We start from the raw sequence: 16,905 nt of genomic DNA on the forward strand, positions 1-16,905 counted from the left end.
TAAAAAAGGACGCTGTATCAGCGTCCTTTTTTATTGATAAAAATGTATGGTTGCGTAATTAAAGACTACAAGTCTGCTTTATTTAATTTCTTTGGTATTTTTATTTCCAGCGATTGTGTTTGTCCATTTCGTTTAACCGTAGCCGTTATATTTCCTTTGTTGCGATTATCCCGGTATGCTTTGGAAAGATCTGATGCTGATTTAACCGCACTGCCAGCCAGGTCCGTGACAATATCATCTTTTTTAAATCCTGCTTTTTCTGCCGGAGATGCCGGTGCAATATCAATTACCTGTGCGCCTTCTTCATTTTCGGTATCCTGTACCTGTAATCCGAGTTTTACACCTTCTTCTGCCTGTTTGTACCAGCCGTTGCCAAAGCCTTGTTCACCGCGTGGATACGGGGACGGAAAAGTGAAAGTGCGTGGTCTTGGTTTAGGTGATCCTGACGGCGGAAGCAGGCTCCAGTTATCACCACCCATATCTTTTCTTTTGTCCAGTGTAACAATCACACTGTTCGGTTTCGAATTGCGTATATACGACACTGTTACATTGTCTGCTGGCTGATGTTTGCCAATGACTTCAAACAATTCGGCGGGTTCATTAATTTTTTGCTTGTCGATAGCGGTGATGATATCTCCTTCTTTGATACCGGCTTTATCTGCAGGAGTGCCTTTGGCAACGCTTTTCACGGTAACACCGGTCGCCGCTGTTTTTTCTGTGATCACGCCCAGTATTGCTTTGTTAGCTATTGCAGGAGTATCATCTTCACCGTCATTGCCATCGTCATTGAACATATCAAAATTACCAGGGAAGTTATCACTGTCGAAGCTGAAGGAATTGCCATCACGCGGTGTAATTTTTCTGCGGAAAACAGAGAGATTGGGATCACTGTATTGATCAAGTTTTTTACCATTCACGAAGATATCGCCATTCTTGATTTCCACAGTAACCTTACTGTCTTTATCATTTTTGTGCTTGATTATAATTTCATCAAACTCTCCCATTTGATTTTTGGGGGACTTGACTGTTTGGGCAGATACCGCGCCCGTAATAAAGCAGGAAATACCTGCCAGTGTGAGGATTTGCAGTAACCTGATCATATTGCTGAATCGTTTTGTTAACTAAATTTAAGCTAATGCAGCAAAATTAAAGAGTGACGGAGGAAAGAAAAAGTTAAAATAGCACAGGGGGGATAAAGCAAAAAGCTATTGCAGCGAATAATCACAATGGATATATCTATCCTTCATAATCATTCGCTACAATAGCTTTATGCCTTATGTTTTAAACTTTTTGCCTTAGCTGATCGCTTTTTTCACTGCCGCGATTACCTGATCCAGTTTATCTGTATCCTGTCCGCCTGCAGTAGCAAAGGTTTTCTGGCCGCCGCCGCCACCTTTGATCAACGGTGCAATATGTTCTTTAATAAATTTAGGTGCTTCAAATCCTTTGGCAGCCGCTATACTTTCGTCTATGGTGAGTGCTACGCTGGCTTTGCCGCCGATGTTGGCTACAAATAGCAGCACATGATCCGGGATATCATTTTTCAGCTGGAAGGAAAGTTGTTTTAATCCTTCTGCGCTGCTAACGTTTACGATCTGCCCCAGGAAGTTAATACCATTAATGGATTCTGCCTGTTGGCGTAATGTAGCGGCCAGTGCACGTACTTTTTCCAGTTCCAGTGCTTCGAGTTGTTTTTCCAGGGAAGCTTTGTCCTGTAGCAGTGTTTCCACTGTTTTAACCACTTCCTTCGGATTTTTGAGGGCTGCCTTAATTTCTTTCAGTTGCAGCAGTTGCTCATTTACGAAAGCTTCTGCTTTGGAACCGGTAACAGCTTCCACACGGCGTACGCCGGCCGCCACTGCACCTTCTGACACAAATTTAAACTGACCCAGTTCGCCGGTAGAGCTGATATGTGTACCCCCGCAAAGCTCTACGCTATAAGCAGGATCTATTACTACTACACGTACCACATCTCCGTATTTTTCACCGAACAACGCCATGGCACCCAGTTTTAGCGCTTCTTCCTTAGGCAGTTCACGGATCACCACTGGGATGTTTTCCCGTATTTTCTCATTTACGATAGCTTCTATCTGCGCCATTTCCTCGTCTGTTACTTTCGCGAAATGGGAGAAGTCAAAGCGCAGGGCTTCTGCGTTTACCAATGAGCCTTTCTGTGCTACGTGTGTACCCAGTACCTGCCGTAACGCTGCATGGAGTAAGTGAGTAGCAGAGTGATGACGCTCTGTATTATGGCGTTTATCTTTGGCTACGGCTGCTTTTACAGGAACTGTTGGCTGTGCCGGCAATTTATCTGCAAAGTGGATGGTGAGGTTATTTTCTTTCTTGGTATCTGTTATATGGATCACTTCTTCTCCAAAATGCAGTGTACCGGTATCTCCTACCTGTCCGCCGCTTTCAGCGTAGAAAGGCGTTTGTCCCAGTACCAGCTGAAACTGTTCTTTACCTTTTGCCTTTACGGTACGGTATTTCAGCAGTTTAGTGGTGCTTTCCAGTTGTTCGTAACCTACGAAAACAGAATTAGGAGTTTCGTCCAGTATTACCCAGTCGCCCATATCCAGTTCGGTAGCGGCGCGGGAGCGGTCTTTCTGTTCTTTCATCGCAGCCTCAAATCCTTTTTCATCCACAGAAAAACCATTTTCTGCAGCAATCAGGCTGGTGAGGTCGTAGGGGAAGCCATAAGTATCATATAATTCGAAGGCAGTTTTACCATCTACGGCCTTAACGGTTGCGTGTTGGATAAAGTCTTCTATCCGGCGGATACCACTTTCCAGGGTACGCAGGAAGTTATTTTCTTCTTCAAAAACTACTTTCTTAACAAAATCTACCTGTTGCTGCAGCTCGGGGAATACGTGGGAGAACTGAGCAGCCAGTACAGGCACCAGGTCGTGCAGCAGTGGCTTTTTCACATCGAGGAAGGAGTAGTAATAACGTACTGCTCTTCGGAGGATACGGCGGATTACGTATCCTGCACCGGTATTGGATGGCAGTTGCCCATCTGCTATGGTGAAGGAAATCGCGCGGATGTGGTCAGCAATAACGCGGAAGGCCACATCTTTTTTATCATCGGTACCAGCATATTTTTTGCCGCTGAGTTCTTCTGTAGTATGGATAGTGCCCATAAACAGGTCGGTATCATAGTTGGAGGTTTTATTCTGCAACACCCTTACGAGGCGCTCCAGTCCCATACCGGTATCTACGTGTTGTGCTGGTAAAGGCTCCAGGGATTTATCTTTCAGGCGGTTGAACTGCATGAATACGTTGTTCCATATTTCAATCACCTGCGGATGATCTGCATTGACAAGGGTTTTGCCGTCTACCAGTTTTTTCTCCGCTTCAGTTCTGCAATCTACGTGAATCTCAGAGCAAGGGCCACATGGACCGGTATCGCCCATTTCCCAGAAGTTATCCTTTTTGTTACCCAGCAGGATGCGGTCTTCTGCGATATGTTGTTTCCAGAAATTATATGCTTCTTCGTCTTTCGGCAAGTTTTCGCTGGCATCTCCCTGGAAGACAGTCACATAGAGCTTGTCTTTAGGGATCTTATATACTTCGGTCAGTAATTCCCAGCTCCAGGCAATGGCTTCTTTCTTAAAATAGTCGCCAAAGCTCCAGTTACCGAGCATTTCAAACATGGTATGGTGGTAAGTATCAATACCTACTTCTTCCAGGTCGTTGTGCTTGCCGCTTACCCGCAGGCACTTTTGCGTATCTACCACTCTTTTATTGGGAGGAACCCGGTTGCCAAGGAAGTAATCCTTAAACTGGTTCATCCCCGCGTTGGTGAACATCAGGGTGGGGTCGTTTTTAATAACGATAGGGGCAGATGGGACAATCTGGTGCCCTTTTGACGCAAAAAAGTCCAGGAATTGCTGTCTTATTTCAGATGCTGTCATAAATATTGATACGAATTAATATGTATTTTATATCTTATAAAGGCGTTTCATCCTGCTTTGGACTTGCAACTGTGTTTCAAGCCCTTATAAAGTAGTTAGAAAATTGACATTCAAAAGGTTGATGTTTTAATCTAATTACAGTAGGTTTGTGCGCCTTATTTTCCCGCCGTGTTAAAGGGAGTGCAAAAATATCGAAACTGGTATGATTATGCAAAACAGGTTGTGTAACCCGGCAAAAATAGTTCAATGGGAAAAGAAAAGCCAACTATAGCATCCATAAGTTTGTACCTCGTGAAATAAATCGGCTGTCATAGCGTTCACTGCACTATGGCGCATAAAGTATACCCTGGTGCATGAAGAAGGTTAAATATTTTTACAACACCCAAACATTAAAATACGAGAAACTCGTAGTATCTCTGCGGGTTAAGATCCTCCGAATACTGGGGTTTGTGTCTGCGGCAATCGTTACCGGGGCTATCTTTCTGTCTGTGGCTTATCGTCTGGTAGACTCTCCTAAGGAGAAGTCACTCCGCCGTGACCTGGAAGGAATGAAGGAAAGGTACGATGCATTGCAGGGCCGTATGAAGGAAGTGAAAGGGAAGCTGGCGGAGCTGGAAGACCGTGACAATGAAATTTACCGGGTAATCTTTGAGGCCTCTCCCATTCCCGACAGTACCCGCCTGGGTAAAGTAAAGCGGGATGAAGAAGCTGCTCAGCTGCAATCTTTTGCCAGCAGTGAAATCATCGCGTCCACCTCTGTTTTGCTGAAAGAACTGAATAACCGGGTAAAAGCACAGGAAGCCTCTTATGATGAAATTGATAAGATGGTGAAGAACAAACAGCAGATGCTGGCGTCTATCCCTGCCATACAACCCGTATCTAATAAAGATCTTAAACATATTGCCTCCGGTTTCGGGTATCGTATAGATCCTATCTATAAAACCATGAAATATCATGCGGGGCTTGATTTCGCGGCTCCCAGTGGTACGCCGATCTATTCTACCGGCGATGGTGTGGTAGAAGAGGCCAGTCTCAGTGATGTGGGCTATGGTAATCATGTGGTCATCCGGCATGGATATGGTTATAAAACGTTATATGGCCACATGCTGCGTATGAAAGTGAAGGCCGGCCAGGTAGTTAAACGTGGGGATGTATTGGGATGGGTAGGCAGCACCGGTAAATCTACCGGGCCGCATTGTCACTATGAGGTGATGAAAAACGGCGAAAAGGTAGATCCGGTTTACTTCTTCTTCAACGATCTCACCCCGGAACAGTTTGATCGCATGTTAAAAATGGCCAGGTCAGGAAACCAGTCATTTGACTAACCAGGAGCCATTAGTCCTTAGCTTTTAGTAAGTTATATGTCCTGACTAATTGCACCGAACTAAAAATTCTGAGATCTAAAAAAGGAAAGCTAAAGGCGAAAAGCTTAACTTCATCTTCGTAAAAGATATTTGTCACCTCGTTTTTTACTACGATGCACCAGCTAGACCTTTTTTCGACACCTGGAATACCGCATCCTGCTGAAGCTGCGGTAACTGTGCCAGCTAAAGTAAAAGTAAAGGCAAGCAGCAAAAAAGCTGCCGTAGCACCCACCATACCTGGGAAAAAGCGGGGACGTAAATCATTGAAAGAGTTATCGGAGGACCCGGATCTGATTATGGAATTGGATAAATTGGTACTAGATAAGCAGTATTATTCGATCAGTGAGGTTGCAGCCATGTTTAAGGTGAATACTTCGCTTATCCGCTATTGGGAAAATGAGTTTGATATACTGCAACCCAAGAAGAACCGAAAAGGCGATCGACTTTTCCGGCAGGAGGACATTCAACACCTCAAATTAATTTATCATTTACTACGCGAAAGAAAATATACCATAGAAGGTGCCAAGCAAAAACTGAAAGAAGATCACAAGCTGGCTGCCCGGAATTTTGAAATGGTACAGGCTTTGCTAAAGGTACGGGGTTTCTTAACGGAACTGAAAGATCAATTATAAAAACATCATTATGCGATTGAAAACATTACTATTGGGTGGCGGCCTGTTATTCTCTTCCCTGGCATGGGCACAGAATGGAAAGGTATTGAAGGGCAAGATAGATATGAAAACACTGATGAATGATACCTCCACAACGTGGTTCTACAAGGGTGTAAACAGCTATCAGCCCAATGACAATATGCTCAATTATATTAAAACAAACCGCTCCAACTTCAATTTGGTAGTGGTAATGGGCACCTGGGACGAAACAAGTCGTGAAGTAGTGCCTGCACTCTATAAAATTATGATCACCGGCGGTAGCCCGGAAGATCAAATCCTGATGTTTGCTGCCGATCAGAAATTACAGACAGATTCTCCTGTTGACTATAAAGTGAAGAAATTGCCTACCATTATCGTTCTCAAAGACGGTAAAGAAGAAGGCCGTATTACAGGCTCTCCAAAAGAATCTGTAGAAGCTGACCTGTCCCGCATTTTGCTCAGCAGCAGCCAGAAAGCCAAGGAAAAAGAGAAGGATAAGGAGTAAATGTGCATGTTGTCTTGATCAGAATTATACTGATTCAGATGATTTATAAGATTAAAAAAGAATAGCGAAGATAGAAGCAGGCTTATGCTTTCATCTTCGCTATTCTTTTTTTGTATAATCCTGGGAAAGACAAAAAATTATGGCCGTTGATCCGTTACCGTTACATTGGTAGAGGTAGTCGGCAATTTAATGTTTCGGGCTTCCAACAGCTTTATCACTGTCAGATTCACTGTTTCCCTTAACGCCGCATACTGGGTGCCGTCAATGATATAGGTATTAAAAACGATCTGGATAACGTAAGTATCTTTCGTGAAATCGTTCAGATTCACGGTAAAGTTTTCCAGTACATTAGCATTGCTTTTCAGCGACTGTCTTATATCCTGTAAAAATCCCAACAACGCATCAGCCGGGGTATCTGTCCCCAATTCGAGCTTTAAGGCCACACGTTGTTGTGTGCGCAAAGAAAGGTTGTCGAGAATACTGTCCACCATTTTTTTATTGGGAACCGTCACAAATGTTTTCTCCAGCGTACGGATACGTGTACTACGCAAGCCTATCTTTTCTACTGCCCCCTGGTAGGAGTCCACTTTAACGTTGTCGCCTACACGGAACGGCTTGTCGAAAAAGATAATGAAAGAGCCTATCAGGTTTTCAATACTTTCTTTGGCTGCGAGTGCAAGGGCTGCCGCACCTATCCCAAGGCCGGCAATGATTTTTTCTACCAGTCCCGGGCCAAAGAGGATGCGTATAAAGGCAATAGCTCCCATGATAAACACAATGGCCTTGAAAAAATCCCGGAAGAAAATAATGAATTGATTATCGGTTTTATCTTCTGTCAGATCCGCTTTCTTTTCCAGCACAAGGGAAATGAAATCGATCAGCCGCAATACAATCCAGATTATGCTCATGCTCAGGGCCAGCTCCAGTAAGGTATCAGTTACATTCTGCAGCGTGGATTTGCCATATACGTGTACGTTCAGGATACGAGGAAAGGTGAACCTGTCGATAGTCAGCATGAAGGTGGTCAGCAACAGGAAGTACTCCAGCGGTCGCAGCAGCAGGTTTACAAAATCCTTTTCTTCGATTTGGGGAGACCAGTGTCTCACCAGCCGGAACAGGATGGCTGCCAGTCCTTTGGATACATAGCGCTTCACAATCAGCACAAATAATAATACGCCAATCAATATCAGGTAATCCTGCACGGGGTTGTCTAAAAAGACTTTGTTCAAAAACTCATTCATAAGTTACAGCTAAATAATTCTCCTGCTTTCCTGGTTAATCAATATTACACCTGGCTGGCTGCCGGTGTTAAAACTGCCATAGGTATCCTGTATACCCAGAGCCTTTGCGCCGTTAAAAGTAGCCCATTGCAGTATTTCTGCCAACGGAATTTCCGGAAAATACTGACGGATGGTTTTTATTTCTTCCCAAATAGACAAGGAGTGGTTAGAAGCCAGGCTGTCAGTGCCCAGGGTAATATTACATTGCAGCTGCCGGAGCAGCGGAATATCCGGTAAACGGTTTTCTATGTACAGATTGGCCTGCGGACAAAGGCACCACCAGGTTTCCAGGGGCTGTTGCTGCGCGAACCGTACATCCTGCTCTGTCGTAAAGGTATTGTGCACCAACAGTATTTTATTTTGGGAGAAATAAGGCAGATAAGCTTCCAGGCTATTGGTACCAGTAGGTTGGAAGCCGCTGACATCCATCCCGAACTGACGGTAAAAATTTAGAAAATCGCCGGTTTTCTGTTGAAACAGTTCATTTTCTGCTGCTGTTTCCTGGTTATGGATACACACGGGCGTGTTGGCGGGAGTGCCGGCCAATAGTTCAAACAGGGTTTGGCTCACGGAATAGGGTGCATGTGGTACAATGGAGCACTGATGGCGGGAACTGTTGATTTCCCGGAAAACTGCCAATACATCCAGGCTGTACTGGTAGCGGCTATTGGCGCCGGCATCGGCTACGCCCATACACTCTACAAAGGAGTGGTAATACATTCTGCCCTGCTGTTTTTTAACCAGGGTGGCAGTACCATTGCAGATGTCGCCAATGGCTGAAATACCAGCCTCCCACATGGCCTGCTCGGCCTGATCAATGATAGCGTTATAGTCGCCGGTGTTGTTATTCCTGGATTGCATCACCTGGGTAAGGAAGGACGGTAGCCCGGTTTTTTCCGGTATTAGCCCTTTCATGTGTGATAATTCCAGGTGACAATGTGTGTTTATGAACCCCGGGCACAAAACTCCATCCAGTTCCTGTACGGAATCCCCTGCTGCTGATTCGGCTACAATGCCCGCCACTACGCCATCTTCCTGAAGAATGAGTACTTTGCCGGGACCCAGCAGCCGGGTACCATTAAATATATCTTTTCCCTTTAATTTGATCTGTTTCAATTACCTGCTGTTTAATTAAGTTAATGGTGTTAATTTTGCAACCCGATTGGCAGTATCTTTTTCCGGTTGGGAAAGGATACTCAAAAGTCAAATATAATTATGATAGACAAACTGGAAGCTATAAAAGGTCGTTTCGAGCAGGTATCAATGGCGCTCACCAACCCGGCTGTTGTTAGTGATAACAAGAAATTTGGTCAGCTGAGCAAGGAATACCGGCAGTTGGAAAAGATCGTGAAGGCATATGACGCCTACCGTAAATTACTGGACAATATTGCATTCAACAAGGAAGTGCTGGACAGTGGTGACGATGAAATGCGCGAACTGGCGAAGGCAGAAACGGAAGAACTGCAGGAACAGAAGACTGTCCTGGAAGAGGATATCCGTAACCTGTTGATACCAAAAGATCCCCAGGATGAAAAGAATGCTATTCTTGAAATCCGTGCTGGTACCGGTGGTGATGAGGCCAGTCTTTTTGCGGGTGACTTGTTCCGTATGTATCTCCGTTTCTGTGAACTCAAGGGTTGGTCTACCAGTTTGCTGAGTGAAAACCCCGGTTCTGCCGGTGGTTACAAGGAAATTGTACTGGAAGTAAATGGTGATGATGTATATGGCACCCTGAAATTTGAATCAGGCGTACATCGTGTACAGCGTGTTCCGGCTACGGAAGCCTCCGGCCGTGTGCATACCTCTGCTGCCACAGTAGCGGTATTACCGGAAGCAGAAGAAGTGGATGTGGATGTACGTGAAGCAGATATTAAGATGGATACTTTCCGCTCCTCTGGTGCGGGTGGTCAGCACGTAAATAAAACGGAATCCGCAGTAAGGCTTACGCATATTCCTACCGGCGTGGTAGTAGAGTGTCAGGAAGGCCGCAGCCAGCACTCCAACCGTGAAATTGCGATGAAAATGTTGCGTACCCGTATCTATGAAGCAGCGGTACGTAAACATGAAGATGCAATTGCCTCCAAACGTAAGAGCCTGGTATCTACCGGTGACCGGTCTGCTAAAATACGTACCTACAACTATCCACAGGGACGAGTTACAGATCACCGTATTGGTATGACCGTATATAATATGGATGCCTTTATGAATGGTGAAATCAAAGATATGATTGATGCCCTTTCTTTTRCTGAAAACGCGGAGAAACTGAAACAGGGAAGCTAGTCTCATCAAGACTGGGTGTTGTGGAAAGATACGGGGGATATGTATTCTCTGTTATCTTTCTGCAACGACTCCGTAATTTCCCAAAATATCCTACATTTAGTTAGCGGTCTCGTGTGAATGGGGCGGCTGCACTAAAAAGCGAAAACCTTTTCTTCCCCTAAAAATCATCTCCAAATGTTAGAGCAATTAATGGACCTCGTTCGGGAACATGCACAGGGTGCTGTGGTGAACAACCCAGCCGTTCCTAATGAACAAAATGAAGCTGTTATTGGCGCAGCTACAGAATCTATTGCATCCGGTTTACAGCAGGAGCTGGCCAGTGGCAATACGGAAGGTGTACTTTCTTTACTGGGTGGTAATAGTGCTGCATCTGCCAGTAATCCGGTAGTGAGCAATATCTCCAATAACCTGGTGGGTACCCTGTTGGAGAAATTCAACATTGATAAAGGAGCAGCCACACAGCTGGCAGCTACATTGATTCCAACTGTGCTGGGCTCTCTGGCTAATAAAACCAACGATCCTGCCAATGGTAGTTTCAGCCTGGATGGTATCCTGAATTCACTCACTGGTGGCTCTGCACAGGGCATCAACCTGCAAGGCATACTGGGCAAGTTGTCCGGAGGCCTGGATAAAAACGGTGATGGACACGTAGATCTGGAAGATTTAAAGAGTCTGTTATCCAATGGCGCACAGCAGCAGCAACAGGCAAATACCGGTGGTGGTATTGGCGGAATGCTAAAAAATCTGTTGGGTTAATCTTTTTCACAGGTGCAGTTGTTTATTACTCATAGTCGTTTCAACGGTATAAGATATTGTTGCCATGTGTTAAAGACTTGCCATTTTTTTGATTTCTATTTATTTTTATTAATCAATAAGTTGTGAATATTAAATCAAGTTGGCAGCATATTTGATTACAAGTTTTTCAATTAGTTTTGTCAACGGAATTAATGCTTAAAAACCTTCATGTCTAAAATTATTATGATGAAAAATTTCAATGTTCTGGTAGCTTTGGTTTTGTCAGTAACCATGTTGTTCAGTTGTAAAACCTGGCAGAGCGCGGACAATACTAAAAAAGGTGCTGCTATAGGTGTTGGTGGTGGAGCTGCCGCTGGTGCTATAATAGGTAAAGTAGCCGGTAATACTGCCCTGGGTGCTATCATTGGTGCTGTTGTAGGTGGTGCTGGTGGTGCTTTGATTGGTAAAAAAATGGATAAACAGGCACAGGAAATAAAAACGGAAGTACCGAATGCTACTGTAGAACGTGTAGGTGAAGGTATCAACGTAACTTTTGATGCAGGTGTATTATTTGGTTTTGATAAATCAAACTTGTCAGCTGTAGCACAGGAAAACATTAAACAACTGGCTGTTGTTTTAAATAAATACCCAGATACTTATGTACGTGTGGAAGGTCATACGGACGATAAGGGTACAGATGAATACAACATGAGTTTATCTGAAAGAAGAACTAAAGCGGTGATGGCATTCCTGCAGGCGCAGGGTATTGCTGGTAGCCGTATTCAGGGTTTCTGGTATGGTAAATCACAGCCTAAAGTACCAAACGATTCTGATGCTAACCGCGCTATAAACCGCCGTTGTGAGTTCTCTATCTTTGCAAATGACAAAATGAAAAATGACGCGAAGAAAGAAGCTGGTCAACAGTAATCAAAATATTAAGAACACTTATTTCTCATAAGCAGATATAGATTCCCCCCTGTTTACAGGGGGGATTTTTATTTCTTGTCCGTGAAGAACCAGTATCTGACAATTTTAAATACCCACACACCTGCAATAGCGCCAAGGGTATCGGCCACTACATCATACATATCGAAGCTTCTTCCGATGGCCCAGTATTTTTGAATAAATTCAATGGCGAGACCATAACCGGCGGCAACAATTACCAGTAATACCAGCGTACGCGGGGAAATATATTTCTTTTGCTTATAAATGCCCAGGCTGAGAAATAATACAATGCCTCCAAACAGGCCAAAATGAACAAACTTATCGAAATGTATTTTATCCAGGAATGAGTTGGAGGGAATATCGTTTCCCGGCAGGGTACATACAACAAGGATCAGGATGATCCATATAATGGCTGGCGCAAAATACCTCAGAGCTTTCATCTTCTTAATTAAATTATTGTTATCCGGTTTCCGATTATCAGTAAAAAGGACAACAGGCTTATCGTACAATAACGTAGCCTGTTGTCCTTTTATATATAAATATGTTACGGGTGCAATTATTCACCTACCAGTGCCTGGTATGCTGCAGCATCCAGCAGGGCTTCTACATCAGCCGGGTTGTTAACGGTAACCTTCACCATCCAGCCTTCGCCATATGGATCCTGGTTTACCAGTTCTGGTGAGCCATCCAGTTCCGGATTAACTTCACTAACGGTGCCCGCGACAGGCATAAAGAGGTCAGATACTGTTTTCACTGCTTCTACTGTACCAAACACTTCTTCAGCGCCTACTGGTTTACTCAATGAGTTGATATCAACGAAAACTATATCGCCTAATTCGCGCTGTGCAAATTCAGTTATACCGATGGTAGCCACATTACCTTCTAATAAAACCCATTCGTGATCCTTTGTGTAACGCAGGTTTGACGGAAAATTCATATCAAGTTTGATTTTGAGCCGTAAAAATACAGAAAGAATTATGAATTTGGCAATTTGGAGTCATTACCATTTTAAAATAACCACCACTTTTTAATAACCCTTATCCGCACGGGCACGTCTTCCAGTGGCCTGTCGTGGCTATCAGTTTTCAGTGCGGCAATTTTATCTATCACTTCCATCCCTTTAATTACCTGACCAAATACGGTATAGTTTTGATCCAGATGGGGGCTGCCACCTTCTGTTTTATATACCCGGCGCTGATCCACCGGTATTTTGCGGCCTCCCAGTCTGGTTTTCTCCAGTTTATCCAGTTGTTCATCCGTGAATACTTTACCCTGCACAATGTAGAACTGGCAACCGGAAGAAGCTTTATCAGGCCTGTCATCCCGTGCAGCACCCAATGCGCCTTTACGGTGGTATAAGTCCAGTTGAAACTCCGGCGGGATTGTATAACCTACATCCCCATTTCCGAGCGTGTCACCGCGATGGGCATGCTTTGAATCCGGATCCCCGCCCTGTATCATAAAATTATTGATCACCCGGTGAAACAGGGTACTGTCGTAGAAATGGCTTCTGGCCAGCTTTACAAAGTTATTACGGTGTTTCGGGGTTTGATCATACAATTTAATGATCATGGTGCCGTATGGTGTAATTACTTTCACTCTTCTGTCTTTTGCAGCGGCAAAGAAAGCAAGGAACAACAAGAGGACACTGAGGGGTAATAGTTTTTTCATAAAATATCTTTATGCTTCTTCGTGATCAGCAAAGTAAGCAATAATATGTTCTTTCAGGAAGTGTTCCTGTTCCATCATTTCCATTTTAGGAACGGGTTGTAACTCTTTAAAATGAGGCCATCCGTCTTTATCGTAGCCATCTACTTCAAAGTATCCGCTCTGACTCAGAAGGGTGCATACGGCCACATGCATCAGATCCTGCTTTTGTTCTTTGGTATATTTCTTTTTAAGATTGTTTAATTCATTTACGCCGATCAGGAAAAGGATGGCTTCCATATTGGGCTTTTTACCAAACCTTTCGGTAAGCATTTCTTCTACCGGTTTCCAGCGCTGCTCAAAATCTTCCATATTGTTGTTGCTTTAAATTGTTGGTGTTTTGCCATAAGCTTGTCCCGGCAAATGTACGTTATAGGGAAAAATATTATATAAATATGCCGGGCTTTATTAATTTAGGCAGCGCCATTAAATGATTAAGTGTCCGGAAATGGCCACAGTGGCAAGTTTAACAGCATTTTAACGGCCTGTTCACATAGTGATAAGTTTTATTTGACCAGAGAATGTTTATTTTAGCACACCTGAAAAATTATTAGCATGGAAAATACATCGTCCGACATCCGGCAACTGAATGAGAAGATTCACCAGGCAAGCGCCTTCGTGGACCTGCTCACAATGGAGTTAGGTAAAGTAATTGTTGGCCAGCGTTATATGGTGGAGAGACTACTCATCGGTTTGCTGGCCCAGGGCCACGTACTGCTGGAAGGCGTACCCGGTCTGGCAAAAACCTTGTCTATCAAGTCCCTGTCATCCGCTATCAACGCTAAATTCAGCCGTATTCAGTTTACGCCTGACCTTTTACCTGCGGATGTGATAGGTACTATGATCTATAACCAGCAGAAGAACGAGTTTGTGGTGCGCAGAGGTCCCATCTTCGCCAATTTTATCCTGGCAGATGAAATCAACCGTGCTCCGGCAAAAGTGCAGAGCGCCTTGCTGGAAGCCATGCAGGAAAGACAAATCACTATCGGTGACACCACTTTCAAGCTGGACGAACCCTTCCTGGTACTGGCTACCCAGAACCCAATTGAGCAGGAAGGTACCTACACGCTGCCCGAAGCACAGGTGGATCGTTTCATGTTGAAAGTAGTGATCGGTTACCCTACCAAAGAAGAGGAAAAACTGATTATCCGTCAAAACCTGAATCCGGAAGCCATGGCTCCTATCCGCCCCATCATACAGCCTTCCGATATCATGGAAGCCCGTAAGCTGGTAAGAGAAGTATATATGGATGAGAAAATTGAAAAATATATTCTCGATATCGTTTTTGCTACCCGTAATCCGGAAGAGTATAAACTGAACAAGCTGAAGCCATTGATCGCTTACGGAGGTTCTCCGAGAGCCAGCATCAACCTGGCCTGGGCTGCTAAAGCATATGCTTTCATGAAACGCCGTGGTTATGTAATTCCGGAAGATGTACGTAATGTATGCTTTGACGTAATGCGTCACCGCGTAGGCTTAACCTATGAGGCGGAAGCAGAAAACGTAACCAGCGAAAACATACTGAGCGAGATACTGAACGCTGTAGAAGTACCATAGTAGCTATTGGCTGTTAGCAGTTAGCTTTTAGTGTAATTCTTAATTTGTAATTCGTAATTTCTCATGTTGGATACGGCTGAAATATTAAAGAAGGTAAGACAAATAGAAATAAAGACRAAAGGGCTTACCAACCACATTTTTGCGGGCGAATATCATAGCGCCTTCAAAGGACGTGGTATGTCATTCAGCGAAGTGAGAGATTATCATTTTGGAGATGATGTAAGGTCTATCGACTGGAATGTAACAGCACGATTCAACCACCCTTTTGTGAAGGTTTTTGAAGAAGAAAGAGAGCTGACCGTGATGTTACTGGTGGATATGAGTGAAAGCTCTTCCTTTGGTACCAAAAAGCAGGATAAACGTGATCTGATCACGGAACTGTGCGCCGTTCTCGCTTTTTCTGCCATCAAAAATAATGATAAGGTAGGTGTTATCTTTTTCAGTGATGGAATGGAGAAATATATCCCGCCTAAAAAAGGTAAATCACATATCCTGTTCATTATCCGTGAACTACTATCGTTTACGCCTAAACGTAAAGGAACCAACATACAGGAAACCCTGCGTTTCTTTAACAATGCTACAAAGAAACGCAGCATCGTTTTTATGTTGAGTGACTTTCTTTCCGGCAATTACCAGGATGCGCTTAACATCGCCGCCAAACGGCATGACGTGGTAGGAATACAGGTATACGACCAGCGGGATAAAGACCTGCCACCAGTGGGGTTAATACAGGTGGCAGATGCAGAAACCGGTGCTAACCAATGGATAGATACTACCGACCGCCGGGTGCGCCAGTATTATGAGCAACAATTCCTGCAGCATTCACAATACTGCAAAAATGCGTTTATGAAAAGTGGTGCCGAACTGGTAAGTGTACGCACAGATGAAGACTATGTGAAAGCATTACAAACATTTTTCCTCAAGAGGGCCTAAGTTATAATGGAGCGCAAATTGAACATGTATAAACAACAAGTTATAAGACGTATATTTTTATGTTGCTTACTGGGGTTGTTATATCCTTTTAGCCTGCTGGCACAGCAGGCGGTAGACGTGACGGCTAAAGCAGATACCAACAGTATCAGGATTGGTGAGCAGATAAAACTGCAGCTTACCGCCAAGCTCACGCCGGCACAGTTTAAGGACGCCAACTTTAAAATACTGTTCCCGGTACTACCGGATTCCCTGGATCATTTTGAGGTAGTTGCCCGTACTTCTCTGGATACACTGGTCAACCAGGATCAGCACATTCTTCACCAAACATTTACACTCACCAGTTTTGACTCCGGCCATTGGGAAATTCCTCCTATGCGGTTCGAAGTATTCGCTGGTGCCAATACCAATCCCGATTCGGCGTTTACACTGCCGGTAGGGATAGACGTAAATACGGTGGCTGTAGATACTACCAAAGCCTTTAAACCCATCAAAGCGGTGCAATCAGTGCCCTGGAATATCTGGGATTACTGGCTGTATATCGCCATCGGTATCACGATTGTATTAATAGCAATAGGTATCTGGTGGTATCTCCGTACAAGACCTAAGAAAGAAAAGGTAATTAATATCCCTACTGTTTCCCCGTACGAAATTGCGGCCCAGGAACTGAAGGCACTGAAAGAAGAAAAGTTGTGGCAGCAAGGTGATATTAAACAATATTATACCCGGTTAACAGATATTCTGCGTACTTACTTTGAGCATCAGTTCAGCATTGCTGCGCTGGAACAAACAAGTGAGGAATTGCTGCAGAATATTAAACCGGTTACGAAGCTGAATCAGCAAAGAGATAAGCTGCGTAGCCTGCTGGCTATTGCCGATCTGGCGAAGTTTGCCAAATTACAGCCTACGGCAGAAGAGCATGAAGAGTGTATGCGCAAGGCAGAAGAAATTCTGGAGTGGACCAAACCCAAAGCTGGGGCACCCGCAGAAGAAGCCGGCGCGGAAGGTGAGAAACAACAAGCATAAAGCCAGAATGGA

General features: G+C 44.2%; 17 protein-coding genes. 9 read left to right on the plus strand and 8 right to left on the minus strand.

Annotated elements, in window-relative coordinates:
* Positions 1-65 precede the first annotated feature (65 nt).
* Both AB4Z08_RS07260 and alaS read right to left on the minus strand, forming a co-directional pair.
* The gene (locus tag AB4Z08_RS07260) at positions 66-1,100 is read right to left on the minus strand and encodes a PDZ domain-containing protein (RefSeq protein ID WP_441573065.1); all 1,035 of its coding nucleotides are present in this window, start codon (positions 1,098-1,100) and stop codon (positions 66-68) included.
* A 195-nt stretch (positions 1,101-1,295) separates the two neighbouring features.
* Positions 1,296-3,914: an alanine--tRNA ligase gene (gene alaS, locus AB4Z08_RS07265; RefSeq protein WP_441573066.1), complete on the minus strand. Its 2,619-nt coding sequence runs from the start codon at positions 3,912-3,914 to the stop codon at positions 1,296-1,298.
* 353 nt (positions 3,915-4,267) lie between these two features.
* Between alaS and AB4Z08_RS07270 the strand changes: the two genes are divergently transcribed.
* The 3 genes from AB4Z08_RS07270 to AB4Z08_RS07280 all read left to right on the plus strand — a co-directional run bounded on the left by AB4Z08_RS07270 (position 4,268) and on the right by AB4Z08_RS07280 (position 6,433).
* On the plus strand, positions 4,268-5,239 hold the full coding sequence (locus tag AB4Z08_RS07270; RefSeq protein WP_441573067.1) for a peptidoglycan DD-metalloendopeptidase family protein: 972 nt from the start codon (positions 4,268-4,270) through the stop codon (positions 5,237-5,239).
* A 152-nt stretch (positions 5,240-5,391) separates the two neighbouring features.
* Positions 5,392-5,910 (plus strand): MerR family transcriptional regulator, encoded by a 519-nt coding sequence (locus AB4Z08_RS07275; RefSeq protein WP_441573068.1) that lies wholly within the window; start codon positions 5,392-5,394, stop codon positions 5,908-5,910.
* 10 nt (positions 5,911-5,920) lie between these two features.
* On the plus strand, positions 5,921-6,433 hold the full coding sequence (locus AB4Z08_RS07280) for a hypothetical protein (RefSeq protein ID WP_441573069.1): 513 nt from the start codon (positions 5,921-5,923) through the stop codon (positions 6,431-6,433).
* Positions 6,434-6,570: 137 nt separating this feature from the next.
* Here the strand turns inward: AB4Z08_RS07280 and AB4Z08_RS07285 are convergent, their stop codons facing one another.
* Both AB4Z08_RS07285 and AB4Z08_RS07290 read right to left on the minus strand, forming a co-directional pair.
* Positions 6,571-7,674, minus strand: a complete 1,104-nt coding sequence (locus AB4Z08_RS07285) for a mechanosensitive ion channel family protein (protein WP_441573070.1) — start codon at positions 7,672-7,674, stop codon at positions 6,571-6,573.
* A gap of 9 nt (positions 7,675-7,683) precedes the next feature.
* Positions 7,684-8,829 carry an amidohydrolase family protein gene (locus AB4Z08_RS07290; protein ID WP_441573071.1) on the minus strand — a complete coding sequence of 382 codons (1,146 nt, stop codon included), beginning with the start codon at positions 8,827-8,829 and terminating at the stop codon, positions 7,684-7,686.
* 99 nt (positions 8,830-8,928) lie between these two features.
* Here AB4Z08_RS07290 and prfA point away from each other — a divergent pair, with 99 nt between their 5' ends.
* The 3 genes from prfA to AB4Z08_RS07305 all read left to right on the plus strand — a co-directional run bounded on the left by prfA (position 8,929) and on the right by AB4Z08_RS07305 (position 11,655).
* The gene (gene prfA / locus AB4Z08_RS07295; protein ID WP_441573072.1) at positions 8,929-9,993 is read left to right on the plus strand and encodes a peptide chain release factor 1; all 1,065 of its coding nucleotides are present in this window, start codon (positions 8,929-8,931) and stop codon (positions 9,991-9,993) included.
* Positions 9,994-10,167: 174 nt separating this feature from the next.
* Positions 10,168-10,749 (plus strand): hypothetical protein, encoded by a 582-nt coding sequence (locus AB4Z08_RS07300; RefSeq protein ID WP_441573073.1) that lies wholly within the window; start codon positions 10,168-10,170, stop codon positions 10,747-10,749.
* A gap of 207 nt (positions 10,750-10,956) precedes the next feature.
* Positions 10,957-11,655: an OmpA family protein gene (locus tag AB4Z08_RS07305; protein WP_441573074.1), complete on the plus strand. Its 699-nt coding sequence runs from the start codon at positions 10,957-10,959 to the stop codon at positions 11,653-11,655.
* Between the two features lie 68 nt (positions 11,656-11,723).
* Here AB4Z08_RS07305 and AB4Z08_RS07310 read toward each other — a convergent pair whose 3' ends face one another.
* The 4 genes from AB4Z08_RS07310 to AB4Z08_RS07325 all read right to left on the minus strand — a co-directional run bounded on the left by AB4Z08_RS07310 (position 11,724) and on the right by AB4Z08_RS07325 (position 13,692).
* On the minus strand, positions 11,724-12,113 hold the full coding sequence (locus AB4Z08_RS07310) for a VanZ family protein (RefSeq protein WP_441573075.1): 390 nt from the start codon (positions 12,111-12,113) through the stop codon (positions 11,724-11,726).
* Between the two features lie 116 nt (positions 12,114-12,229).
* A complete protein-coding gene (gcvH, locus tag AB4Z08_RS07315) occupies positions 12,230-12,610 on the minus strand; it encodes a glycine cleavage system protein GcvH (protein WP_441573076.1) in 381 nt (126 codons plus the stop codon).
* Between the two features lie 71 nt (positions 12,611-12,681).
* Positions 12,682-13,344 (minus strand): peptidylprolyl isomerase, encoded by a 663-nt coding sequence (locus tag AB4Z08_RS07320; protein WP_441573077.1) that lies wholly within the window; start codon positions 13,342-13,344, stop codon positions 12,682-12,684.
* Positions 13,345-13,353: 9 nt separating this feature from the next.
* Positions 13,354-13,692 carry a hypothetical protein gene (locus AB4Z08_RS07325; RefSeq protein WP_441573078.1) on the minus strand — a complete coding sequence of 113 codons (339 nt, stop codon included), beginning with the start codon at positions 13,690-13,692 and terminating at the stop codon, positions 13,354-13,356.
* A gap of 243 nt (positions 13,693-13,935) precedes the next feature.
* On the opposite strand from AB4Z08_RS07325, the gene AB4Z08_RS07330 reads away from it, so the two are divergent.
* The 3 genes from AB4Z08_RS07330 to AB4Z08_RS07340 all read left to right on the plus strand — a co-directional run bounded on the left by AB4Z08_RS07330 (position 13,936) and on the right by AB4Z08_RS07340 (position 16,893).
* Complete coding sequence (locus tag AB4Z08_RS07330) at positions 13,936-14,937, plus strand: AAA family ATPase (RefSeq protein WP_133806907.1); 1,002 nt, start codon at positions 13,936-13,938, stop codon at positions 14,935-14,937.
* Positions 14,938-15,000: 63 nt separating this feature from the next.
* Entirely contained in the window at positions 15,001-15,870 is an 870-nt protein-coding gene (locus tag AB4Z08_RS07335; protein WP_441573079.1) for a DUF58 domain-containing protein, read from the plus strand.
* Positions 15,871-15,894: 24 nt separating this feature from the next.
* Positions 15,895-16,893 carry a hypothetical protein gene (locus AB4Z08_RS07340; protein WP_441573080.1) on the plus strand — a complete coding sequence of 333 codons (999 nt, stop codon included), beginning with the start codon at positions 15,895-15,897 and terminating at the stop codon, positions 16,891-16,893.
* The last annotated feature ends 12 nt before the right edge of the window (positions 16,894-16,905 follow it).

It is taken from the genome of Chitinophaga sp. RAB17 (assembly GCF_052114225.1).
In the GTDB taxonomy this organism is placed as follows: Bacteria; Bacteroidota; Bacteroidia; order Chitinophagales; family Chitinophagaceae; genus Chitinophaga.